Origin of the sequence: Paraburkholderia sp. A3BS-1L (genome assembly GCF_051125215.1) — a bacterium.
GTDB lineage: Bacteria > Pseudomonadota > Gammaproteobacteria > Burkholderiales > Burkholderiaceae > Paraburkholderia.
The window spans coordinates 440,704-463,512 of record NZ_CP120446.1 but is presented as its reverse complement, the minus strand read 5'-3'; the positions used below and the strand labels follow the sequence as shown (position 1 = coordinate 463,512).

20 protein-coding genes, 3 pseudogenes and 1 other annotated feature are annotated in these 22,809 nt (G+C 62.3%); of the genes and pseudogenes, 8 read left to right on the top strand and 15 right to left on the bottom strand.

All coding sequences use genetic code 11. The features are described 5' to 3' along the window. The first annotated feature begins 39 nt into the window (after positions 1 to 39). Positions 40 to 1,731 (top strand): site-specific integrase, encoded by a 1,692-nt coding sequence (locus P5W99_RS37720; RefSeq protein ID WP_007180429.1) that lies wholly within the window; start codon positions 40 to 42, stop codon positions 1,729 to 1,731. Positions 1,732 to 1,816: 85 nt separating this feature from the next. Here P5W99_RS37720 and P5W99_RS37715 read toward each other — a convergent pair. Beyond that, positions 1,817 to 2,053: pseudogene (locus P5W99_RS37715) on the bottom strand (tyrosine-type recombinase/integrase); the annotation flags it as partial. A gap of 152 nt (positions 2,054 to 2,205) precedes the next feature. Here P5W99_RS37715 and P5W99_RS37710 point away from each other — a divergent pair. From P5W99_RS37710 to P5W99_RS37690, 5 genes and pseudogenes are all read left to right on the top strand, one after another. Next, positions 2,206 to 3,240 (top strand): annotated as a pseudogene (locus P5W99_RS37710) (DNA-binding protein). A gap of 15 nt (positions 3,241 to 3,255) precedes the next feature. Then, positions 3,256 to 3,459 (top strand): hypothetical protein, encoded by a 204-nt coding sequence (locus P5W99_RS37705; RefSeq protein ID WP_434666843.1) that lies wholly within the window; start codon positions 3,256 to 3,258, stop codon positions 3,457 to 3,459. A 30-nt stretch (positions 3,460 to 3,489) separates the two neighbouring features. Beyond that, a complete protein-coding gene (locus tag P5W99_RS37700) occupies positions 3,490 to 3,855 on the top strand; it encodes a toxin-antitoxin system TumE family protein (protein ID WP_434666841.1) in 366 nt (121 codons plus the stop codon). Then, complete coding sequence (locus tag P5W99_RS37695; RefSeq protein WP_434666838.1) at positions 3,852 to 4,223, top strand: MarR family transcriptional regulator; 372 nt, start codon at positions 3,852 to 3,854, stop codon at positions 4,221 to 4,223. Before P5W99_RS37700 ends, P5W99_RS37695 begins: the two co-directional genes overlap by 4 nt. An 85-nt stretch (positions 4,224 to 4,308) precedes the next feature. After that, entirely contained in the window at positions 4,309 to 4,677 is a 369-nt protein-coding gene (locus P5W99_RS37690) for a hypothetical protein (RefSeq protein WP_434666836.1), read from the top strand. A gap of 1,214 nt (positions 4,678 to 5,891) precedes the next feature. Here P5W99_RS37690 and P5W99_RS37685 read toward each other — a convergent pair. Both P5W99_RS37685 and P5W99_RS37680 read right to left on the bottom strand, forming a co-directional pair. After that, positions 5,892 to 6,839, bottom strand: a complete 948-nt coding sequence (locus P5W99_RS37685) for an electron transfer flavoprotein subunit alpha/FixB family protein (protein WP_434666834.1) — start codon at positions 6,837 to 6,839, stop codon at positions 5,892 to 5,894. A 22-nt stretch (positions 6,840 to 6,861) separates the two neighbouring features. Continuing rightward, positions 6,862 to 7,611, bottom strand: a complete 750-nt coding sequence (locus tag P5W99_RS37680; RefSeq protein ID WP_434666831.1) for an electron transfer flavoprotein subunit beta/FixA family protein — start codon at positions 7,609 to 7,611, stop codon at positions 6,862 to 6,864. Between the two features lie 505 nt (positions 7,612 to 8,116). Between P5W99_RS37680 and P5W99_RS37675 the strand changes: the two genes are divergently transcribed. Continuing rightward, positions 8,117 to 8,434, top strand: coding sequence for a DUF4148 domain-containing protein (locus P5W99_RS37675; protein ID WP_434666829.1), 318 nt, complete (start codon positions 8,117 to 8,119; stop codon positions 8,432 to 8,434). 119 nt (positions 8,435 to 8,553) lie between these two features. Here the strand turns inward: P5W99_RS37675 and P5W99_RS37670 are convergent. From P5W99_RS37670 to P5W99_RS37625, 10 genes and pseudogenes are all read right to left on the bottom strand, one after another. Then, a pseudogene (locus tag P5W99_RS37670) lies at positions 8,554 to 9,787 on the bottom strand (IS3 family transposase). Then, positions 9,381 to 9,497, bottom strand: a sequence feature (AL1L pseudoknot). It overlaps the preceding pseudogene by 117 nt. 238 nt (positions 9,788 to 10,025) lie before the next feature. Further along, on the bottom strand, positions 10,026 to 11,105 hold the full coding sequence (locus P5W99_RS37665; protein WP_434666826.1) for a porin: 1,080 nt from the start codon (positions 11,103 to 11,105) through the stop codon (positions 10,026 to 10,028). Positions 11,106 to 11,234: 129 nt separating this feature from the next. After that, positions 11,235 to 11,684 carry a nuclear transport factor 2 family protein gene (locus tag P5W99_RS37660; RefSeq protein ID WP_434668384.1) on the bottom strand — a complete coding sequence of 150 codons (450 nt, stop codon included), beginning with the start codon at positions 11,682 to 11,684 and terminating at the stop codon, positions 11,235 to 11,237. 211 nt (positions 11,685 to 11,895) lie between these two features. After that, complete coding sequence (locus P5W99_RS37655) at positions 11,896 to 13,173, bottom strand: MFS transporter (protein WP_434666823.1); 1,278 nt, start codon at positions 13,171 to 13,173, stop codon at positions 11,896 to 11,898. 316 nt (positions 13,174 to 13,489) lie between these two features. Beyond that, on the bottom strand, positions 13,490 to 14,203 hold the full coding sequence (locus P5W99_RS37650; RefSeq protein WP_434666820.1) for an NIPSNAP family protein: 714 nt from the start codon (positions 14,201 to 14,203) through the stop codon (positions 13,490 to 13,492). Between the two features lie 54 nt (positions 14,204 to 14,257). Further along, positions 14,258 to 15,316: a maleylacetate reductase gene (locus P5W99_RS37645; RefSeq protein ID WP_434666817.1), complete on the bottom strand. Its 1,059-nt coding sequence runs from the start codon at positions 15,314 to 15,316 to the stop codon at positions 14,258 to 14,260. Between the two features lie 30 nt (positions 15,317 to 15,346). Further along, positions 15,347 to 15,997: an alpha/beta hydrolase gene (locus tag P5W99_RS37640; RefSeq protein WP_434666814.1), complete on the bottom strand. Its 651-nt coding sequence runs from the start codon at positions 15,995 to 15,997 to the stop codon at positions 15,347 to 15,349. Positions 15,998 to 16,013: 16 nt separating this feature from the next. Then, a complete protein-coding gene (locus P5W99_RS37635) occupies positions 16,014 to 16,979 on the bottom strand; it encodes a VOC family protein (RefSeq protein ID WP_434666811.1) in 966 nt (321 codons plus the stop codon). Between the two features lie 59 nt (positions 16,980 to 17,038). Next, the gene (locus tag P5W99_RS37630; protein ID WP_434668381.1) at positions 17,039 to 17,806 is read right to left on the bottom strand and encodes a citryl-CoA lyase; all 768 of its coding nucleotides are present in this window, start codon (positions 17,804 to 17,806) and stop codon (positions 17,039 to 17,041) included. A 5-nt stretch (positions 17,807 to 17,811) separates the two neighbouring features. Continuing rightward, positions 17,812 to 19,311 carry a class I adenylate-forming enzyme family protein gene (locus P5W99_RS37625; protein ID WP_434666808.1) on the bottom strand — a complete coding sequence of 500 codons (1,500 nt, stop codon included), beginning with the start codon at positions 19,309 to 19,311 and terminating at the stop codon, positions 17,812 to 17,814. A 156-nt stretch (positions 19,312 to 19,467) separates the two neighbouring features. Between P5W99_RS37625 and P5W99_RS37620 the strand changes: the two genes are divergently transcribed. After that, complete coding sequence (locus P5W99_RS37620; RefSeq protein ID WP_434666805.1) at positions 19,468 to 20,241, top strand: GntR family transcriptional regulator; 774 nt, start codon at positions 19,468 to 19,470, stop codon at positions 20,239 to 20,241. Positions 20,242 to 20,309: 68 nt separating this feature from the next. On the opposite strand, the gene P5W99_RS37615 is transcribed toward P5W99_RS37620, so the two are convergent. Continuing rightward, entirely contained in the window at positions 20,310 to 20,564 is a 255-nt protein-coding gene (locus tag P5W99_RS37615) for a TIGR00366 family protein (RefSeq protein ID WP_434666802.1), read from the bottom strand. Positions 20,565 to 20,989: 425 nt separating this feature from the next. Then, the gene (locus P5W99_RS37610) at positions 20,990 to 22,789 is read right to left on the bottom strand and encodes a GMC family oxidoreductase (RefSeq protein WP_434666799.1); all 1,800 of its coding nucleotides are present in this window, start codon (positions 22,787 to 22,789) and stop codon (positions 20,990 to 20,992) included. Positions 22,790 to 22,809: the final 20 nt, after the last annotated feature.

Below are 22,809 nucleotides of genomic sequence, written 5' to 3'. Positions count from 1 at the left end.
TTATCTCTGTGGCATTGTTTCCATATTAAACTCGATGACATGAAAACGCGCCCCACGAGCCCGTCCGCCGCCGACATCCCGACCGACTTTCCTGATGCTGATGCACTGGCAGCGCTGCGTGCCTGGTACGAGGGCGCATCCTCGCGTGAGGCGGCACACCGGTACATGCAAGATCGGCTCAGCCACAGCCAGTCAGCCCGCGGCGTCATCGGCCAGATCCGCCGGCAACTGGCACTTTATGCCCGTAACCGACAGCGGGCAGATCTGGCCACGCTGTTCGAATGCCCGGCCCAAAAGCGTATGCATCATGCGCGCGCCACCACGCAGGCTGTCGAGCTACTGCGCATCATGCCTGCGCCAGCTCCGCAGATCGGCGACGACATTGCGCACTGGCTGCCGAATCGCGCTGCCCGCACCCTGCACGCGGCCGGCATCCGGACCCTGGCCGATCTCACGGTACGGATTCCGCGTCGCCGGCAGTGGTGGACCGTCATTCCGGGTCTCGGGCCGGCCAGTGCAAGAAGGATCGAGGCCTTCTTTGCCGCGTACCCGGCGCTCACGGAGCGGGCCCGCGCACTGATCATCGCGGATCGGCAGTCAGTCGTGACGCCTTGGGAGCAACTACGGCTACCGCACGAGATCGACGGATCCGCCGGCGCCTTCCGCGCACCGGTGTCGGCCTGCATCCTCGGCGTCGACAACGATTACGACGCTATCCAGGCATGGCTCGCGTTGCACGAATCCCCGGCCACGCAGCGGGCCTACCGCAAGGAAGCCGAACGGCTGATTCTCTGGGGCATCGTTGCTCGCGGCAAGGCGCTGTCTTCGCTGACCACCCGGGATGCCACCGACTACAGGGCGTTTCTGCGCAGACCTACACCGCGAGAACGCTGGGTCGGGCCACCGCGGCCGCGCACATCAACGGACTGGCGCCCGTTTGTCGACAACCTCTCGGCCCGTTCGATTGCGCATGCGCTTGCCGTGCTCAGCGCCATGTTCCGCTGGCTGGTCGAGCAGCGCTACGTCGTGGCCAACCCATTCTCCGGCATCAAGGTACGCGGCAGCAAGCGCGCCATGGCTCTTGAAACCTCGCACGCTTTCACCGAAGGAGAATGGATGCTGACGCGCACCATCGCCAACGGGCTCGAGTGGTCGTACGGCTGGCAGGCGCCCGCTGCGCAACGGTTGCGGTTCATGCTGGATTTCGGCTACGCAACGGGACTGCGGATCAGCGAACTGGCTGACGCCACACTGCGCAGCATCGAAGTCGACGCAGCCGGTGATCACTGGCTGCACGTGGTCGGCAAGGGCGGCAAGCCAGCCCGCGTTACCCTGACACCCCTAGCGCGCACAGCGCTGGACCGATATCTGCAGGAGCGGGGGCTTCCTGTCAGCCGTGCTCACTGGAATCCGACCACGTCCCTGATTGGCAGCCTTGACGACGCCGATGCCGGCATCAAGCCCTTGCGGCTGTGGGAAGTCATGCGCCGGTTTTTTCGGCTCGTCGCGCAGATTATCAAGAACGACCATCCGGTGCTGGCTGAAAAGCTGCATCGGGCCTCTCCGCACTGGATGCGGCACACCCATGCGACCCACGCGATCGCCAGAGGGGTTGAGCTGAGCGCCGTACGAGATAACCTGCGTCACGCGTCGATTTCGACCACGTCGATTTACTTGCATACCGACGATGTAAAGCGGGCACGGCAGTTCGGGCAGGCATTTACCGACTGAGTTACTCGCTCGGCACGTCAGGCAACAAACCGATTGACGTTCACAATGTGGAATGACGGAATTTTCTGGGGTTCCGGCGTAGAACCCCGAGCTGCACGACGGCCCACAGCAGCAGCCGCTCGGCCTCCTTGCGGTAGCTGTCGAACGTGGTCCGGGTGTCCGCGTAGTTGGAGAGCCAGGCGCGTACGGCGTCCAGGTCGTTGTCCGCCGCGAGCTGGCTGTTGCCGGTGACGCCGCGGTTGCTGCCGTCGCGGCCATCGAGCGCGGACGGCACGACGAGCGATTCCACGGGCTGGATGGCGGCAAGCTGGGTATCAGACACGGTCTGGAGGCTCCGGAGGGTGTCGCGCGGGCGGCGACATCGATGATTATACGCTACACGACATTATACGCCTAATGTCGTGTATCACGTTAAAATCGTAAGAAATTGATCGTAATACGTAGTAATACGATAAAAATAGCCCGGAAATTTCCATGAACGATGCCCTGGCGGCCGAAGCGGCTCCCGACGTCGCCTCCGACGTAGCCTTAGCCGCCGAGATTGAGCGCCTGAAGGCCGCGCACCCAAAGACGCGCGAGCTCTATCGCGAAGTCTGCGCGCTGCTGTTCTTCCGCTTCGGCATCACGCCGACGGCCAACCGCCTGTACCAGCTGGTGCGCCGCGGCAGCATGGGCACGCCCACCGAAGTGCTCGCCGAATTCTGGGTCGACCTGCGGGAAAAATGCCGCGTACGCATCGAGCATGCCGACCTGCCCGAGGACCTGCGGGGCGCGGCCGGCGAGCTGGTGGCCGCACTCTGGACGCGTGCGACCGGTGCCGCGCAGGACGCCCTGGCGGCGCTGCGCACGGAAGTCGAAGCCGCCCGACGCGCTGCCGAGGCATCAGTCTGCGCCCTGCAGGCGGATCTGGCGCGCACCGGGACGGCGCTCGAGCAGCGCACGGGCGCCCTGCTCGCCGCGCAGGTTCGCATCCAGGAACTCGAGTAGGCGCAGGCGGCCGCAGGGGCGACGCGCGAAGCGCTGGAAGGCGAAATCGCGCGGCTGCAGCAGGAAGGCCGCGAACGGGATGCCGCCCTTGCGCAGGCCCGCACCGATTTCGCCGCCGAACTCGACAAACAGCGCAGCAGCACGGCGCTGGCCGAGACGCGCCTGCAGGCCGCGGAGAAGCGCGCGCTGCTGGAGATCGAGCGGGAACGCACTGCGAATACGCGTCTGCAGCGCGAAATCGACAGCGCACAGCAACGCGCGGTTCGCGAAGGCGAGCGCGCGCAGGTCGAGATCCAGTCGCTGCAGGCGCAGCTGGGCGATCTGCGTCATCAGGCGGGCATGCTGGAAGGCCAGCTTGACGCGATGCGGGCGAGCCATGCGACAGAGGCGCAGGAACTCGAACGCCTCCGGCAGCAGGCGCCCGGTCCCGGCATTCCCGCACGGCGTGCCCCGCGGCGCGCGGCCCGGCAGTCCGCCGGCCCCGCGAAAGCCGCTGTCCGCAAGCCACGGGTGAAGCCATGAGCCGGGCAGGCCGCGGTGGCAGATATCTACGACCACGATCGAGCGTCCGGCGACGCGCTCAGGACGCTGGCCGGCAACAACTTCAACTACCGCCAGTTTGGTTCGCTCACAGTGAAGGAAGCGATCAAGGTGGTCAGCGCGATCAGGCAGATCAATGCAGCGCCCTGCCGTTGCTGCGCAGTGATCCGTACTTCGGCGACCCGGTGTTGGGAAACTTGACTAGTTATGACTATCTGATAACATCCACCCATGACCAATCAAGAGAGCAGCCTGGACGCGCTCCTCGATCTGGACGGCATCCGCTATCCGGTTAATGAGGACGGCAAGTACTGGGTGAAGTTCGAGGCGAAGCGAGTTCAGCCGACCCGGGAGCGTCCCCACGGCCTCAAGTATTCGCTGACGCTGCACGACGAGGACAACGAGCGGATACTGGGGTTCGATAACGCTCACCCGGTCGAAGAGGGCTCGGGCCCCGGCGCTCGCACCCGCATCGAGCACGACCATCGCCACGCCGGCGACCGCGTCAGGTTCTACGAGTATAGCGACGCAGGCACGCTGGTGACTGACTTCTGGAAGGAAGTCAACGCGTTTCTCGAGAAGGAGGGAACGAAATGATTACCACCATGAAGACGTTGAAGGTCGGCATCATGCCGCTGAAGGAATTCCAGGCCAGGACGATTGCGATCGCGAGCGGCAAACTCAAGCCGGCTCCGGACGAACCCAAAGTCTGGTTTCAGTCCGTCGAGAGCTTCTCGAAGATCCTCTCGGATGGCAACCGCATGCTGCTTAGGCTCATTGCGGAAACCGAACCGGAATCGCTGACTGAACTGGCTGCTGCAAGCGGTCGCGAGAAGTCGAACCTCTCGCGCACACTCAAGACGCTTGAGCAATACGACCTGATCCACTTCGAGCAGGGTCCCGGCCGGCAGATGGCGCCGCGGGCGAACTACTCGGGCGTGTCGCTGGAGATGTCCTTCCAGTAACGTTGAGCGACCAGTTCAGGGAATGCGGTTCGGAGTATGTTGCTCTGCTGCGCCCTGACATCGTCAACCTGGGGCACTCAGAATCGTGCCGGCATTCGAGGATGCGGAAAAGGTCGCCGTCCACCAATATCTGCGGGCGCTCACTGCGAAGGGCTACCTGACAGAACTGCCAGACCACAAATTCCGCGTGTTGCCGGAGCCGCTTCCCAACGGGCTCTCGACGTTGCGGTGGAATCCAGATACAAGGTTGAGCGTCAGCGGCCTGCGCGTCTACTCGGAGCGTGTGCGGCTGGCGATTCCGGCCAACCAGGTCCAGCAGCTCCTGGAATATTTTGAAGATGGCCATCCCGCAGTCTCGGTGGCGACCTTCGTGCAGGACCTGAGGCTTCGGCTTCATGCCCCCGAGCGCACCATTGTGGCGCTGCTGCGCGAGGCCGATCTGGTCGTCGGATAGGCGGGTACTGATCTATACGATAGATAGTTTGAAGCGGCGCGCGAGCGCGTGTGCCGGTCGGTGCAAACAGAAACTGCGCCGCGAGACCGGTAGCGTTCACCGGACAAACAGACACGCCGGGGAAGCGATGGAGATGATTCACCGCGCGTTGGCCCGGAAAAAGCGACTATGGAAGGCGTGTTGGCGGGCTTGAGGTTCGCTGGAGGGCGGCGCTCCCCTACCCGTCCCGCAGTCGTCTTTCAAGTCAAATTGCGGGCCGAATTGAAGCACAATCCGATATCAACCTCCCGACAATTTAGTATGGATTCCTATGCAAAAATTGATCATGTTAATTATGTAAAATAACATTGGGAATGCTAAGTTGATGTATCACCACGGTTCGTCTACACGGCACCATCCTTCGTCTGTGCGCGGATCGCTTCGTTCCTCGGAACGGACTCGAGGCTATCGTACTCCGCCCACGAACGCCGGCGATGTTGGAATCAACTCAACGTAAGATCATGAGGCACACGACGAACCGCGGTTCGGCGGTGCGGGCCAAGCTGAATAACCGTCTATCGCGTCAGGTATCTCGCTTCATCGCCTGCGACCTACCCCCAAAACTAACCCCACGAATCGGTGGCAGTCAACGGAATGAATCGGCTACCCGTGGACGTCCGGGAACACCGGCGCCTCTATCCAATTTGGGCAGAGGGTATCCAGGAACACCCTGGAACGTTATGGAATGGTGGGCCGGGTCGGACTCTCGTTGTGGGCGCTCAGCCCCTTCCATAAGGGATTGGCAATTTGGCGATGGACGGTTACCCCCAGATCTACCCCTGCGGACTAGCGGAACACAACGGAACTGAGCCGCTGAAAGCGCGAGGTCTTCCATCGGCACTTTCGTAGCATTAACCGGACGGCGATGCCGTGATATTGCAACGCTCGCGGCACCGCGAGTGCGCGATGAGTTGCGTTCGTCCAATGCATTCGACGTCATAGGCGGCAGTCGCCGGCCATCGGAACCGATCACCAGCGACCGTCCCGACGCGCCTCTTCGATGCATTGAGAGCGACCGCGTTGCCCACCTGCGCAAGAGCCTTCCGCACGCTTTCTCAAGCCGAAAGCGGCGCCATACTGTCACCATGATCCGATGGCGACTTTCAAGGCAGTAGTATTGTGTAAGGTGTCTGCATTCGGCAATTCGTGTTGCGGTCGTACAGAAATTGCTGCAGTCAGTTGAGTTCTCCGGCCAACTTCGGCACGACGGTGAACAGATCGCCAACGAGGCCGTAATCGGCCACGCTGAAGATAGGCGCTTCTTCGTCCTTGTTGATTGCGACGATCACTTTCGAATCTTTCATGCCCGCGAGGTGCTGGATCGCGCCTGAGATACCGACCGCGATGTACAGCTGGGGCGCAACGATTTTTCCGGTCTGGCCGACCTGGTAATCGTTGGGCACATAGCCCGCATCCACCGCCGCGCGTGATGCGCCGAGCGCTGCGTTGAGCTTGTCGGCGAGCGGCTCCAGCACCTTCGTGTAGTTCTCGCCGCTGCCCAGACCCCGGCCGCCCGAGACGATGATCTTCGCGCTCGTGAGTTCCGGACGGTCCAGCTTCGTGACTTCGCGGCCGACGAACTGTGAGAGTCCGCTGTCTGCTGCCACATCGAGCTTCTCCACCGCTGCGCTGCCGCCTTCGGCCGCAACTGCGTCGAATGCCGTCGTGCGAACCGTGATCACCTTGATGGGGTCTTGCGACTGAACCGTTGCAATGGCGTTGCCCGCGTAGATCGGGCGCTCGAACGTGTCGGGCGAGTCCACTGCCGTGATGTCGCTGATCTGCGCGACGTCCAGCTTCGCGGCAATGCGCGGCGTGACGTTCTTGCCCGCTGCCGTTGCCGGCGCGAGGATGTGCGAGTAGTTCTTCGCCGCATTTTGCACAAGCGTCAGAACCGTCGCTTCGACGTTCTCAGCAAGACCTGCTTCGAGTTGCGGCGCGTCGGCCAGCAGCACCTTCGAAACGCCCGCGATCTTCGCCGCGGCTTCAGCGGCCGCTTGAGCGTTGTGGCCTGCAACCAGCACGTGCACGTCGCCGCCGATCTTCTGCGCGGCAGCCACGGTGTTCAGCGTCGCAGCCTTGATGGTTGCGTTGTCGTGTTCAGCAATAACCAGATTCGTCATTTCTTTCTTGCTCCCCTAACCTTTACAGCACCTTGGCTTCGGTCCTCAGCTTCTCGACCAGCGTATTCACATCGGCAACCTTCACGCCTGCGCTGCGCTTGGGCGGCTCGGCAACCTTCAGGGTCTTCAGACGCGGCGTGACATCGACACCGAGGTCCTCGGGCTTGAGCGTCTCCAGCGGCTTCTTCTTTGCCTTCATGATGTTCGGCAGCGTGACGTAGCGCGGCTCGTTCAGGCGCAGGTCCGTCGTGACCACCGCGGGCAGCTTCAGCGACAGCGTTTCCGCGCCGCCATCGACTTCACGCGCGACCGTGGCCTTGCCGTCGGCCACCGTGAGCTTCGAAGCGAACGTCGCTTGCGGCAGGTTCGCCAGCGCGGCGAGCATCTGGCCGGTCTGGTTCGAGTCGTCGTCGATCGCCTGCTTGCCGAGGATCACGAGCCGCGGCTGTTCCTTGTCGACCAGCGCCTTGAGCAGCTTCGCGACCGCCAGCGGCTGCAGGTCTTCATTCGATTCGATGAGGATCGCGCGATCCGCGCCAATGGCGAGCGCCGTGCGCAGCGTTTCCTGCGCTTGCGTGACACCGGCAGATACAGCGATCACCTCCGTCGCCACACCGGCGTCCTTCAGACGAACCGCTTCTTCCACGGCGATTTCGTCGAACGGGTTCATCGACATTTTCACGCTGGCGATGTCGACGCCCGTGCCATCCGACTTCGCACGAACCTTCACGTTGAAGTCAACAACCCTCTTCACTGCAATCAGAATTTTCATACTCGATATTTCCTGGTAACTCATCGTGGGAGCCGAAGCGGCAATAGCAGCCTCGAAGGCGGCTCTGGGGGGAAATGCGTCTGGAAGACGTTTCATCGTCAGCCCTTTTGCGCCGGACACAAGTCAATAAATGACGGGATAGGAATGATGGGATTTCTGGCGCGCCCCTCTCGGCGACCAAGCTTAGCCATTTTCATCGTGCGAAAGATAATGAACAATTTCCAAATAAACTGACAGACCGTCAAATACGATTTGACAATCGTGTACACGCCCTGGGCGAGATCGGGTGGCAAGAGGAATAGGCCATTTGCAGCACGCCGCGCTCATTCAACGCCCGGAAGGACGCACAACGAGAGGCCGCAACTGATGCACCGCCACATAATGCTTCGGGCGCCCGGAAGCATCGCACCGCTGCCCCATCCTTGCTGATTTGGAATCGGGGTCTATACTTCCGTAGCCTTCGGCAGTCCCGTTGTCAACCATTGCCCACGTCGACGGAGGGAATATGAATCTACAATGCGGCATCAAGATCGCTGGCTTAAGTGCGCTGTTCGCTAGCCCCTTAGCCTTTGCACAATCGTCACCCAACTACATAGACGGACCTCAACCACTGACCCGCGCCGAAGTCCGACAGCAGGTGATTGATCTGAAGGCTGTTGGATACCGCCCCGATATCACCAGCAACACCCTGTACCCGGACGATCTCCTCGAAGCTAAGCGACGATTGGCCTGCAAGCAAAACGTGCAGGCCAACGGCGAGGGACCGGCTGAATGGAAACAGCGTTGCAACATTAAAAGCACAATAACAATCGTCAATCCGTAAGACCGTTGGCCAAAAAAGAACTCAGGCGGCAGAGAACATCGACAACGTTTTCTTGCCGTCTTCCTCGCACCGAATCGACTTGAACCGCCCCGGGTTTCCCGGAGGCTGTTTTGCCTGAGTCACGCCGCGATGGCGGACCCAGCGAGTTTTGAATAATAAGCGGCTTCTGCCTCGGCAGGTGGAATGTTGCCGATGGGGCCGAAGAGCCGACGATTGTTGAACCAGTCAACCCATTCGAGCGTCGCCATTTCAACGGCCTGCGGATTGCGCCACGGTCCGAGGCGATGGATCACCTCTGCCTTGTACAAGCCGTTGATCGTTTCAGCCAGTGCGTTATCGTAGGAGTCGCCCACGCTGCCCACTGACGGCTCGATGCCAGCCTCGACCAGCCGATCCGTATAGCGGATTGATACGTATTGCACGCCGCGGTCGCTGTGATGGATCAGCCCGTCCTGCTGCACCGGCTGTCGCTCGTACAAGGCCTGCTCCAGTGCGTCCAGAACGAAGTCAGTGCGCGCCGAACTCGACACACGCCAGCCGACAATGCGTCGGGCGAACACGTCGATGATGAACGCGACATAGACGAAGCCCTGCCAGCTCGATACATAGGTAAAATCTGACACCCACAGCGCATTGGGCCGTTCAGCCGTGAATTGCCGCTTCACGAGATCCTTCGGGCACGGCGAACCATCGCTCACTGTCGTGCGTACCGTCTTGCCCCGCACCACACCGCGCAGGCCCATCTGCTTCATCAGCCGCTCGACCGTGCAGCGCGCCACGACAATGCCTTCCCGCTTCAATTGCGTCCAGACCTTGTCCACACCATAGACCTGGAAGTTTCTTCCCATACGCGCCGGATCTCATCCTTGAGCATCCTGTCGCGCCGGACCCGCGGTGGCGCCAGGCTAGGATCGGCGCGGCGGCCCACGTGCTTGTAGTACGTCGACGGTGCGATCGGCAGCACCTTGCAGATCGGCTCGACCCCGTAGACGTGCCGATGATCATCGATGAACGTGATCATCACTTCGGTCGGCGGTCGAGCTCCGCCTGTGCGAAATACGCTGACGCCTTGCGCAGGATTTCATTGACCTGCCGAAGCTCACGCACTTCCCGCTCCAGTTCCTTGATCCGATCCTGCTCCTGCGTGCTCGCGCCCGGGCGCAAACCCCGATCCCGCTCTTCCTTGCGCACCCAGCTACGCAGCGTCTCGCCCGAGCAGCCCAGCTTCGCTGCGATCGAGGCGATCACTTTCCATTGCGATTCGTGGTCGCCCTGATGTTCCAGTACCATTCGCACAGCCCGCTCACGAACTTCCGGCGAGTACCTTGGGGACTTCTTCTTGGTGTTTTCCATAGCTCCATTTTCTCAAGAACTGGAGCCTCCGGAAATCCCGGGGCGGTTCAGTTCAACGTCACTTCCGGCCACCTGGGCGTGCCCCACGACAGCCCCCGTCATGACTAACCCGGCTACTGCGCACCGGATCATGTTGATATACCGCATTCTGTTTCACCCCTTGAGTTACCAACGGCACAGCCGTGCCGTATCGACGCGTTGCATCGGCACTTTTTATTTCGGACCGGTGCCCAGACCATCAGAAAAGGTGCTGAATACCGAGAACCGCTCCGACCGTCGTGCCTTGCACTCCGTACAACGCTCCACTCAGAGACAGGCCCGTATCCATCGCGCCGTGGTTGTTCACGACGCCCACCTGCGCGTACAGTTTGGTCGCCTTCGACAGCGAATAGTCCGTGCCCAAGGCCGCAAGAATCGAATGATTGGTCGTCCGGTTACGATCGCTCGTCACCCATACCCCACCGTTGATGTCCAGCGCAGGCAGCACATACCAGGCAAGACCGCCGCCATAGACATTGTTGTTGAACGATCCGGCGACCTTGTAGTTGACAAACGATACCTTCGCGGTCAGCGAACCGAACTGGTATCCAACGCCCAACAGACGGCCCTCAAACTGCACTGTGGTCGGTATCGGTGTCTGGACAGTACCACCGCTGTTGCCGTCGTAGAACGCCACATTGACGCTCAGGCCACCGAGCTGGTATTTCAAACGTGCCGCGTACTGCCTGCCGGCCTGAAAGTTACCCGCCTCCCCGCCGAATGCGTACATCACACTGCCCTGCAATCCCGCCAGAACAGGACTGGTATAGGACACTGCATTGGCGTTGAAGATGCTCGTGCCAAGCACATTATCCACAAGCGGAAGTGCCCCGCTGCCGAACAGCGAAAGACTGCGTGGATCCGTGTCATAGACGGCATTAAAGAACGGGGAGAACTGAAGACCAAGTTTTAACTCGCCGGGCGGTCCCTCCATCGACACCCACGCCTCACAGCCAAAGAGATTGCCATTGCAGTGAGCAAGTCCACCATCGGCCATACTGAACGCACTCACAAGCCGGAACTTCGCCTTATATCCCCCGCCGAGATCCTCCGTACCTACCAAGCCGAACTGTGAATAGTACGATTCACCATCAAATACCCCAAATTGCTTGCCGGCGTTCTGCCCGGTTGTGGAATTTAGCGTCTTGCTCGTATACAGCAGACCGCCGTCCAGCACTCCAAATAGTGTTACGCTGCTCTGCGCATCCGCTACGCTACTGCTAAGCAATCCTATTAAAAAAATCGAAACCGCAGATGCAATGCTTCTTTTTCCTGACATCTCCTGCCTCCTCACCCGCCGCGTCGAGCGCGGCCATACCTTTATGAATTTGTTCCTGGCGCTACCTGAATCTCACCGCACCTTGCCTCGCGTTGTCGGCTCCCGACTTTCGATTTCCCGAGCTCCTGCCTAGTAGCGGGTTGTGCGCCCGCCACCAAGCCACGGATAACGGGCGATATCCGCGCCGGCATAGTCGGGATCCAGGTACACGTGACACCGCTGAATCCGGAAATTGCGGATCTCAAAAACATCACACCACCTTCCGGCGTAGGTCGTGCCGGCGCGCCATTCGATACCGTCCTTCATCTTTCCGCTCGACAGTCCTTCGACCACGACCATGTCGCCCTGCTGAATGAAGTTCGCAAAGGAGATCTCATGCGAAACACCGACGAGAATTCCCATGAGATCAGCAAAAAGCCGCTCGATTTCACCTTTTCCGCGAGCGATGCCCCACTTGGGGAAATAGACCTCGGCGTTGTCGTCGAACAGGTCAAGGATATTTTCTCCCCTGTCCATACGCTTGAAATATTCGAGCGCGATCACTTTGCGCTGCTCATCCGTCATTGGCCTGGTTTCCATCATGTCTCCTGTTAGACAGAATAAATTACTCCGCAGAGATACTCATTAAGATTCTCTGCTCACACCATAAAATCATCTGTTAGATATGCGAATTTGAAACGATAAAGGTTCTATTTATAATTTATTTAATTAGTAATGTTAATATAATTAACGCGAAATAATATTTTATTCAGATCCTGAAACAGGTATTCCAATGCTAGACATGACAGCATCAAGCCTCAAGGCGGCCTTTCTGTACTTGAGTACCTGCGGCCATCGCTTGTGCCGCTGTGCGGGTAGGCGCCGTTTCCCGAAGACTGATGGCCACGGCGAGTCCCACTGCCAACGCCCCCATTGCCAGATCCAGGATGTACTGAATACCGAAGTGCTGCGCGACATAGCCGGCCAGTGCGGGAGCAAAGCCACCACCAAAGATCTCGCCAACGCCAATGACGATTCCTGCCGCGGTGGACATCAGACTGGCCGGCACCGCTTCTGCGCTCAAGGGACCGGCAGTGAGAAAGATCATTCCAAACACAAAGAACAGGGTCATCATCAGGCAGATGAACAGCTTTGTGGGCGCTGCCCCGGTATTTATCAGCAACAGCAAAAAGATGCCTGCGCCGATCACCGACAGAATCATCACGGGTTTTCTACCAAGACGGTCCGACAGCGCTGGCAGTGCGAGCCCGCCCAGTGTTCCGCCAAACCCGATTGCCGACAGCACGAATCCCATTTCCTCCATGCTCAGATGAAGGTAGTCGATGAGGTAGCTCGGAAACAGGGCACCCAGGACCAGAAGGCAAGTCACCCAGCAGAACATTCCGACGATATTCAGCGGAATATTGCGGTAGCGAAACACATCGGTCCATCGGTGCGTTGATGCATCCGGCGTCGAGGTGTGCGCCACGGCAGCCGAAGCAGAAGTGTTGCGCAGCGTCTTATATAGCAGGAACGCGACCACCAGTCCCGGAACCGACACGAGAGCAAAAATCCAGTGCCACGGCAGGACCTTGAGCAATTGGGTAACGAATATAGGTGCAAGACCCAAACCCAACAGCGGAAATGCGCCTTGCTGGATACCGGTATTTCGCCCTTGACGTGCCGGCAAGGATGCGTCAATGGTCGCAACAATGCTAGCGGGGGTGTACGCACCTTCAGCCAGCCCCAGCAATGCCCGGATCAGGATGAGCATGCCCACTCCGGAGGCCAGGCCACTCATTCCCGCGAGCACGGAGAAAATGACGAGCGCCGGTATGATGACCTTTCGGAAGCCGATACGATCCGACAGATTGCCCATGAAAAGCGCGGAGACTCCCCATGCCACGGATAGTGCGCCAGTGATATGACCAAGATCCTGATAGTCCAGATGCAAGTCTTTCATCATGACCGGAAACAGCGGCATGATCATGAAGCGATCAACACCGACCAATCCGAATCCCAAGGATAGCAGCGCGACCGCTCTCCATTCATAAGCGAGATCCCATCCGGAAGCCAATTTACGTTCCATTAGCGACACCTCCATAAAAAGTTAAGCGGGAACCGTGATGTACCCGTGGCGCCCCTTTCACCAATCGAAAGAAGAGATCCAGGCGAAAAAATGCAACGCTTGCCAAGAACATCTCAAGTACCGAAAATCCTGAGATCGACGCCCACCGAGGCAGAAAGCGGGTATTTCCAAGATAAATCTCTGGTTCTGCGTATTATTCATCTTCTGAGAAAGAGGAAATTCTCGCAGTAGTTTTTATTAGTAAAACAAACTATTAATGCGGCTCTTCGCCCCGTGTACCCATTGGCAGGCAAGCGCCCGAAAGCGCTTCCTGTATTCAGTCTTGGGGATATAGCGGCGACATGTCCGCCACCGTGGACGGCACAAGCAGCCGGCCTTCGGCGTGGACGTCAACCGGCGCAAGCTCGCGCAGAAAATCGTTCCAGCGAGCCGACTCCCGCAGGTGCTGGCGTTGAAGCAAACAAGCGTCGAGACCGGAATGCTGCCAGTACAGCAAGACCTGATTGAGCTTGCCGGCAATGGTGCTGAACCCCGCGCACAACCCGGTCATGACGACGGCGTCCTCGGTCAGGCCGTGCCGCGCCATCGCTTCCCAGCATGTCGGAACGCCGCCTGCGGCAAAGGTCAGCGTCAATTCCTCCATCACGCTTGTGGCTCGCGACGAGGTGAAAGCAGGCCCATGCGCGGGCAGCCAGTCGCGACCGCCGTTGCCCCACAGAGGCGTCAGTTCGGGCAACGGAGCAGGTGCGAGAAACCGGCTTTCCTGGCATCTGATCAATGGCCTCACCGCACGAAAATACGGTTGAAGCTGCGCATGCCGGTACAGGCCGAACAGGCGCGTCTGCCAGTCTTCAAAGCTGTCGTAGCGGTACAGGCTCACGATCTGGTCATTCGTACCGCTGCGCGCGGCATACGCGCCGATCAATCGATCGAGAATGGGACGCAGACCATGCTCGCCGCGCTCGTGTTGAGCGTCCCAGAAGGATGCTTCGGTACCCGGCGCGAGGGTGTAGACGCGGTGCTCGATCAACATGCCTCGGCTCCGATGATTCGTACGGTGGCCATGAATACAGAATTAAACGGATCAAACCGGCTCGGAGCCTTCGTAGGCCCGCTGCAGCAGTTCGCGGACCGCACCACGCTCGAAGGGCCGAGGGTTCGGGTAGGGTGTCTCGACCACGAAGTCCGCTGCGCGATCAAGCCCCTGCGCCGGCATGCCCAGTTCACGCAGCGAGCGCGGCACGCCGAGCGTTGCGCTCAACGCACGCAAGCCCGCGACGGCCGTCTCGCTGCCCAGCGCGCGGGCAATGCGCGCCATCGCCTGCGGCGCGGCCGACGCGTTATAGGCAAGCGCATATGGCAGGATCACCGTGTGAACCTCCGCATGCGGCAGATTGAAGGACCCGCCCAGCGTATGACACAGCTTGTGGTGTAGTCCCATTTGCACGTTGCCCAGCACCGCCCCGCACAGCCAGGCACCGTATTGCGCGTCGCTGCGCGCATCGAGCCCCAGGGGCGTCTCGCGCAGGCGGGGCAGCGCGCTCGCGAGCGCCCGAATGCCCTCTTCGGCCATCAGGCTGTAGACGGGGTTGCCGTCGTGGCCGTACAGGCCCTCGGCCGCGTGCGCGATCGCGTTCATCCCGCTCGTCATACTGAGCGGAACCGGCAGCGTCAACGTCAGTTCGGGGTCGTAGATCACGCTGCGCGGCATCACGCGCCAATCACGTCCGGTCTTTTTCAGGCCGTCGTCCGTGATGCCATACAGCGGGGTCATCTCGGACCCAGCGTAGGTCGTGGGCAGGGCGATGATCGGCAGGCCAGATTCGAGTGCGACCGCTTTCGCGAGACCGATCGTCGAGCCGCCGCCGATCGCCACGCAACCGTCGGCGCCAAGGTGGCGAGCGGTCTCGATGGCCTCGCGCGCTACCTCGAGCGGCACGTGCATCACCGCCTTGCCGTGAACACCGGCGCTGCGCTCGCCCAGAATTTCGGCAACCTGCTCGCCGATACCGGTTTGTTCCGGCGTGGTCAGCACGAGCGCGCGCCGCATTCCGAGCTTTTCCAATTCCCCGATCAAGCGGTGACGGCTGCCCGGACCAAAGACAACGCGGGCCGCACGCGTTTCGTACACGAAAGTTTGCATGGTCACTACCCTTTTCTCTATGTCTTGCGCTTACGGCTGACGACCGGAGAGCAGTGCGCGCGCGTACGCGATTTCGGCATCGCGAATGCCATGCTCGATGCCTGTCTCGATCTTCAAGGTCACATGCGCACCTGCCTCGGCAAAGCGCTGCGCCGTTTCATGCACGCTCTGTGCGGGCACATGGGGATCGTCATTCCATGTGGAGAGCAACACGGGCATGCCGTCGAATACGCCGGGAACGATGTCGCGGTGCATGCCGGGCGGCCCAATCAGCCCGCCCGTGAACGCGACGAGTGCCCGGTAGCGCCGCCCCGCACGCCACACGAACTCGCTGCACAGGCACGCGCCCTGCGAAAATCCCACCAGCACCTGCGATTCGTACGGAAAGCCCTGCTCACGCAGCGTGCTGGAGAGCGCGTCGAGGGCCGCCAGCGCGTGCGAGAGGTGCGGCTCGTTGTCTTCGAGCGGCGCAATGAAGCGCTGCGGGTACCACGATTGCCCCGCGGCCGCCGGCGCGTGCCAGACGAGGTCGTCACGGCCGAAGCGGCGCACGACCGCGTCGCACATCCATTCCGGAGACTGCCCGCGCCCATGCACCAGGATGACCGCCAGCGCGGCATCCCGCGGCGCGCAGCCATACACCTGTAGGGGCAGGGTTAGATGCGGATCGGCATTCGACATGACGCATCGCTCCGGCTCAGAATTCGAGCTTTTCGAGCGAGGCGATGATCGTCTCGCGCTGGCTCTCGAACTGCGGCGCAATCTGCACCTTCGATCCCAATTCCTCGTACGTTTCGTCGATCAGGAATGCTTCCGGTTTCGAAACGGTTGCCTCGAACATGGCGCCGGCCGGCGTGCGCACGTAGATCGATTCGAAGTAGCCACGATCCTTGCGCTCTGAGGTATCCGTGAAGCCAAGCCCCTCGAGGTTCGCCTTGACCTTGTCCTGCACCGCGCGGTCCTTCACCTGGAACGCGCAGTGGTGCACGATGCCCTCGCCATAGGTCCAGCTCGCCTGCGGCAGATCCGGCGTGAGCACGTAGTCGACAAACTGGCCCGGATGCCCCGCACCTTCGCCGAATGCGAAGCGCGTGTGCGTTTCGTCACGCGCCACTTCGTGCGCGCTCCAGCCCTGCTGCATGAATTCCTGCGAGGGTTCGAGCTCGCGTACGTTCACGCTGATCGTGTGCAGGCCGCGAATCGCGAGGTCCGCCGGCACTTCTCCGTTCGACCAGGGCTTGCGCGCATCGTCTGCGATGCCGATCATCTCGTAGGGAATGCCACAGGGATGGGAAAAAGACAGAACCTGTTCGCCAAAGCGCTCCGAGCGCTTCACCTCGAAGCCGTGATCGCGCAATCGCTTCTCCCAGAACGGGATCGACGAAACCGGCACCGAGAGCGACAGGCCTGCGATTTGCCCCGCGCCGCGTTTCCCTCTGCGACCGAAGTGCGCAACCGGGAAGCAGGTGATGAGCGTGCTTTCCTCGCCGAGGTCGTTACCGTAGTAAAGGTGGTAGAACGGCGCGACGCCGTCGTAGATCAGCGTCTTCTTCACGCTCTTGAGCGAGAGCACCTTCGTATGGAAATCGTAGTCGTGCTGCGCCGATCCCACGCACAGCGTAATGTGATGGTGGCGCAGGATGGCTTCTTGTGCTTCGGTCATGGTCGTCTCCTTCATGTTTGATGCAGTGGCGCGAGCTCGCGCGAGTGGTGGCGGGTCGCTCAACCGGCGGACGGGACGTCCGTCATTGCCGTGTCGACCAGGTCCCAGATGAAGCGACCTGAGGGGTCGCGTTGCTCCTCAGCGATGTGCGCGATGAGCCCTGCCGCGCGGCTCAGCACCGCGAATCCGCGCATCAGTGCGGTCGGGATGCCGATGTCGCCGAGCAGGGCCGCAATCGCACCCGTGGCGTTGATCGTGATGTGCCGCCCCGCGGCGGCATCGACAGCGGCGGCAAGATGACCGAGCGCTTCGCAGTACGGCCCGTACGTCCCGACCTCGCGCGCCAGCGCAAGCAGCGCGATGGCGCGGGGGTCGTCGGGCTTGTGGAGGTGGTGTCCGAATCCCGGCACGGCTTCGCGCCGTGCCCGGTAGTCCTGGGCGATGCGCGCCGCTTCCGCCCAGGCGTCCCCGCTCGCGGCGACGCGGCCCAGCAGCTGCGCGGCCGGCTCCATCGTGCCGACGAAGCGGCTGGCTACCGCAAGCAGCCCCGCCGCAACGCCCGCCTGCAGGTTTTCCGGTGAGCTCGCGTAGATCATGCGCGTGGCAATCGCGCTCGGCGTCATGCCGTGCTCCATCAGGGTGACCAGCACCGCATCGACGATCCGGCGTTCGCCCGCGGTCGGCACACGGCCGAAGGTCTGCTTCATGAACACATCGATGAAGCTTGCCCGGCCAAGCAGGTCGCGCACGAGATCGGCGTCGCCGTAGTAGACCGAATCGGTCGTGTAGTGACAGAGCGTCGTGCGCGGCGTCTGTGTGTCGTTCATTGCGCTCACGCTTCGCTCCCCAGGTTCAGGATCGCTTCTCGCACCGCGGGTTTGAGCACCTTGCCGACCGCACTGCGCGGCAGCGTGTCGAACAGATGCACGGACTTCGGCGTCTTGACCGAGCCGAGTTCGCGCTTCACGAGCGCCACGAGTTCGTCGGCCTCGACGGACATGCCGGGACGCAACTGCACGGCCGCATGCACGGCTTCGCCCCACTTCGCATCGGGCACCCCCACCACCGAGCAGTCAGCCACTGCCGGATGGCTCGACAGCACGACTTCGACGTCGCCCGGATAAACGTTGAAGCCGCCCGTGATGATCACATCGCGGATGCGATCCCGCAAAAACAGATACCCCTCCTCGTCGAACACGCCCGCGTCGCCCGTGCGCAGCCAGCCGTCCACAATTGTCTTGTTAGTTTCCTCTTCGGCGTTCAGGTAACCGCTCATCACGAGGCCGCCGCGTACGGCGATCTCGCCCTCCTCGCCCGGCCCGAGCGGCTGGCCCGACTTGTCGAGGATCGCGACGCGCGTGAGCAGCGTCGGCCGGCCGACCGAGGCAAGGCGTTCACCCGTCATCTCGGCGGGCGGCAGGAACGTGATGATCTGCGGCGCCTCCGTCTGTCCGAACGAGGTGCAGAGGACAGGCCCGAATACGGATTGCGCATCACGAATCTGCTCCGGCCGCATCGGCGCCCCGCCGTAGACGAGGTAGCGCAGCGCCGGCAGCGCGCGCGGGGCGCGGCGCTGCTCTTCGCTCAGTGCAAGGATCAGCGTGGGCGGCGCAAAGAAAATCGTCGCACCATGCTCGCTCGCGGCGTCGAGCAGTCCGGCGGGCTTCGCGTGCTCCGGGAAGACGAGCGCGCCGCCCGCGCCGAGCAGCGGCAGCATATAGGTCGAGGTGCCGTGCGTGATGGGAGCGGCGACGAGGTAGCGGTCGTCCGGCGTGAGGCCTAGTTCGTGGATCTGCGTCGCGATGTTCGTATTCCAGGCACGCAGCGGCTGGATCACGCCCTTGGGAATGCCTGTCGATCCGCCCGTGAACTTGATCGCCTGTGCGTCTTCGACACTGACACCGCCGCGTGCATAGGGGCCGAACGCCACGACGGAGGTATCGCCATCGCCACGGGCGAGATCGCGGAGCGGGCGCAGCGGCGCGGGAACGCCGGCGAGGCGTTCGAGCATGGCGTCGTCGGCCAGCACGAGCGACGGCGCGACGAACTCCACGATCCGGCGCAGCTCGGGGTCTCCGTTGCGCGGATTCAGCGGCACCCATACCTTGCCCGCCGCCAGCACGGCGAGCAGCGAGAGCAGATGATCGACCGAGTTGGCCGCGCCGATGCCCACGCGGCTGCGCGGTAGCGGATCGAGGCGAGCGAGGGCAGCCGCTCGCCGTAGCACCTCGGCGGCCAGCGCCTCGAACGTCAGGTTGCCGTAAGGGCTCACGATGGCGGTGCGGCGGGGATAGCGGTGGGCGGCGCGCCACAGGAAATCGATCGGGTACATGCAGGATTCTCCGGAATTCGCGGAGCCCGGAACTTCCGGCTCCTCGAGTCACATTCTATGTTTATTCGATTGTTCGAACATTCGTGCTTACCCTGGAGGCGACTGCTATACTGTCGCCATCGCGGCCGCCGCGCGCCGCTTCTCGTCCCGAACGCCATGACGCCTATCACCGACGCGCCTGAAGCCCCCATGTTCGACGTGCCGCAGCCTCGCCATGTCGACCTTGCCCGCACGCTCATGCAGGACATCCGGGAGGGGCGCTTCGCGGTCGGCGACATGCTGCCGACGGAGGCGGAGCTATGCGCGCAGTGGGGCCTGAGCCGCTACGCCGTGCGCCAGGCCATCCAGAAGCTATGTAATCTCGGACTCATTACGCGGCAGGCCGGCGTTGGCACGACCGTCCTCGCGGACCGCCCGCAGACGCGCTATGTACAGTCGATGGACACACTTTCCGACCTCGCCCTCTACGCGAAAGGAACGTGCCTGCGCGTAAGCTCTCGCCGCACGTTGCAGGCCGATGCGTCGCAGACCGCGCTGCTGCGCTGCGCCGCAGGCACGAAGTGGCTGCACCTGGAGGGCGTGCGCTACGGTGGACAGGGCGCCGACGAGCCGATCGCCCTCGTCGGCATCTACGTGAACGCGGAGTACAGCAAGCTGACGGGGCTCTCGAAGACGCTCGACAAGCCGGTCTACACGATGATCGAAGAGCAGTACGGCATCAAGGTCACGCGCGTCGAACAGGAAATCCAAGGGCTGCTGCTCGAAGGGGCCGTCGCCGACACGCTGCAGGTGGCGAGCGGCTCGGCGGGCTTGCGCATCGTGCGGACCTACTTCGTGCGCGACAAGGTCATCGAAGCGACAACGGGTGTGCACCCGGCGAGCCGCTTCAGCTATTCCATGTCATTCAAGCTGGCTCAAAGCGCGGGCTGAAGGGTACCGTCCCAGGGAGGCCCGGCTGCCGCAACGAGCCGGGCGGCAACCGGAAGATCAGCGGCGCCTCACACCAGCCAGAGCGCCGCCCCATAGATCACGAGCGATACCACGAACGTGACGAACGTATAGCCCATCACGCGCTGCAGGCGGATTCCGGCAATCGCTACCAGCGGCACGGCCCAGAACGGTTGCAACATGTTCGACACGTTTTCGGCCATCGCGACCGCCATTGCCGTGCGCGCGACCGGTGCGTGCAGTTCAAGCGCTGCCGGCAGCACAAACGGTCCCTGGACTGCCCAATGCCCGCCCGCGCTCGACACGAGCAGCGTAATGATGGGCGAGCCCGGCCATCATCAGGATCAGGATTGTCGCGTCGATATCGAGCACGAATCCGTTCGCACGCGCCGCCAACGATTTGCCTGAAGCGCCTCGCGGGTGTGTCTGGGCATCGGCGCCATCCTGATCGTCCGCATCGGGATGAAACACAACCATGCGCTCAGGGCGTGGGTGCATCCAGATGAACGCCGCAGTCGTTACTACGACCACCAGCGCAGTCGGCACTTACACGAACGGCGCGAACACCATCTGTGCACGCGGCACGACATGGCTGGTCGCCTTCTCGACAGACGAGTCCTTCGACGATTCCCCGTGACCAGACCTCATCCCGCTCATTCGCTGCTTTTTCGCTGTTATACGTTTCCATTATTTGAGTCTTTTCCGGCCACCTACCCCGTTATGATCGGGCTCACAGGCCGGCGTGTTGTAAGTGACAAGTTGTTCTTCCATCGGCGCGCCGGCCGGCATACCGTCTCGTTCGCGCCCACGATTGCTCACCGGGTGCTTGCGCGAACGCCTGAGTTGCCGTCTGCTCCGCCGCCTTGCCGAGCATCCTTGCCGCCGCATGCTCGGCAACCATCAGCGTCGGCAGATGCGTGTTCGCGCTCGGAATCACCGGCATCACCGACGCATCGACGACGCGCAGTCCGTCGACGCCATACACACGGTAGTCGTCGTCGACCACCGCAAACGGATCGCGCTCGTCGCCGATTGTGCAGGTGCCGACCGGATGACCCATCGGCGCAAGCGACGCGAGCAGTTGCGCGTCGCTGATCGCGACATCGCCGGCGGCGTCGGCAAGCGGCGTGGCGTCCGGCAGCGCATGCATGAATGCTCGCCGCCGCAGCGAGCGCGGCCCGCTCAGCACCGCCTTCGCACCCGCCGCGTACAGCACGCCCGACAGTCCCCGGCGATAAAACTGGCTGACCGCGAGCCCGGCTGGCAGCAGATACGCGTCGCCATAGCCCGCCGCCACCGCGGGCGAGCACAACAGGCGTTCGGCGAGCCGCGCCGCCTGCAGAGCGCGCGGCGCGGCGCGCGGATCATGGAGCATCCCGAAGTCGACGCGCGGCGGCACTTGCGGGTCAGCGCTCGCGAGCGTCACCGCCCCCTTTGAGAACGGTGCGTACAGCGCCGACCCGAGCATCGCGACGTCGACGCCGAATGCGCGCGGACTCACGCGCCCGAGCGCGAACAGCATCAGGTCGCCCGTCGGGCAGCCCTGCAACCCCGACGACGCGCGCAATCCCGCCACAGCAAAGCGCCGCTGCCGCGCGGCCAGCCGCTCGGTGCGCGGCAGCGTCACCGCAAAAAACTGGTACGCATGGTTCTGCAGGTTGCGCCCGACGCCGCGCCGCTCGACAAGTGGCCGGATGCCGAGCCGCACGAGCGCGTCCGCGTCACCAATGCCCGAGCGCATCAGCAGCGCTGGCGTATGGATCGCCCCCGCGCTGACGATCACTTCGCGCGCGTCGAGCGTCAGCGGCACGCCCTCGCGCAACGTGTCGACGCCGACGACGCGACGGCCCGCAAAACGCAATGCCGTGACCGTCGTGCTGGCGAGTATCGTCAGATTCTCGCGGGCCCGCACGGCCGGCGTCAGATAGCAACGTGCGCTCGACGAGCGCACGCGGCCGTCGGAGGTGGCGGGCATTGCAAAGAACGCGTCGGCCGCTGTCGCGTTAATGTCGTCGACGTATTCGTAGCCGAGTGATGCCGCCGCGCGTTCGAGTCGCCGCACGAAGCCCGGCCACTGCGCACGCGGCAAGCGGCTGATCGGGCTGGCGCCGTGCCGTGTGCCTTCGCGGTCGGCACGGTCTAGATCGTTTTCCGCACGGGCATGACACGCTGTAACTTCCTCCCAGCTGAAACGGCTCGCGCCCGCTTCGCGCCAGCGCGCGTAGTCCGATGGCAGGCCGCGCAGCGCGAACATCCCCATGATGCTCGAGCCTCCGCCCATCACGCGCGCCTGCGGATAGGGACGCGATACGGCGCCCGCACCCATCGTGGCTTCGAGACCTGGCCAGAAATACCCAGGATTCAGTGTCGATGTCGGAAACGGATCGTCGATGTCGGCCGGCATCGCGTCCGGTGGCGTATCCGCGCCGGCCTCGACCAGTATGACGCGCCAGTCGCGCCGCTCGGACAGGCGCGCTGCGAGCGCCGCGCCCGCGCTGCCACCGCCGACGATCAGGAAATCAGTCTGCACTTTGCGTCTTCCATTGAGCC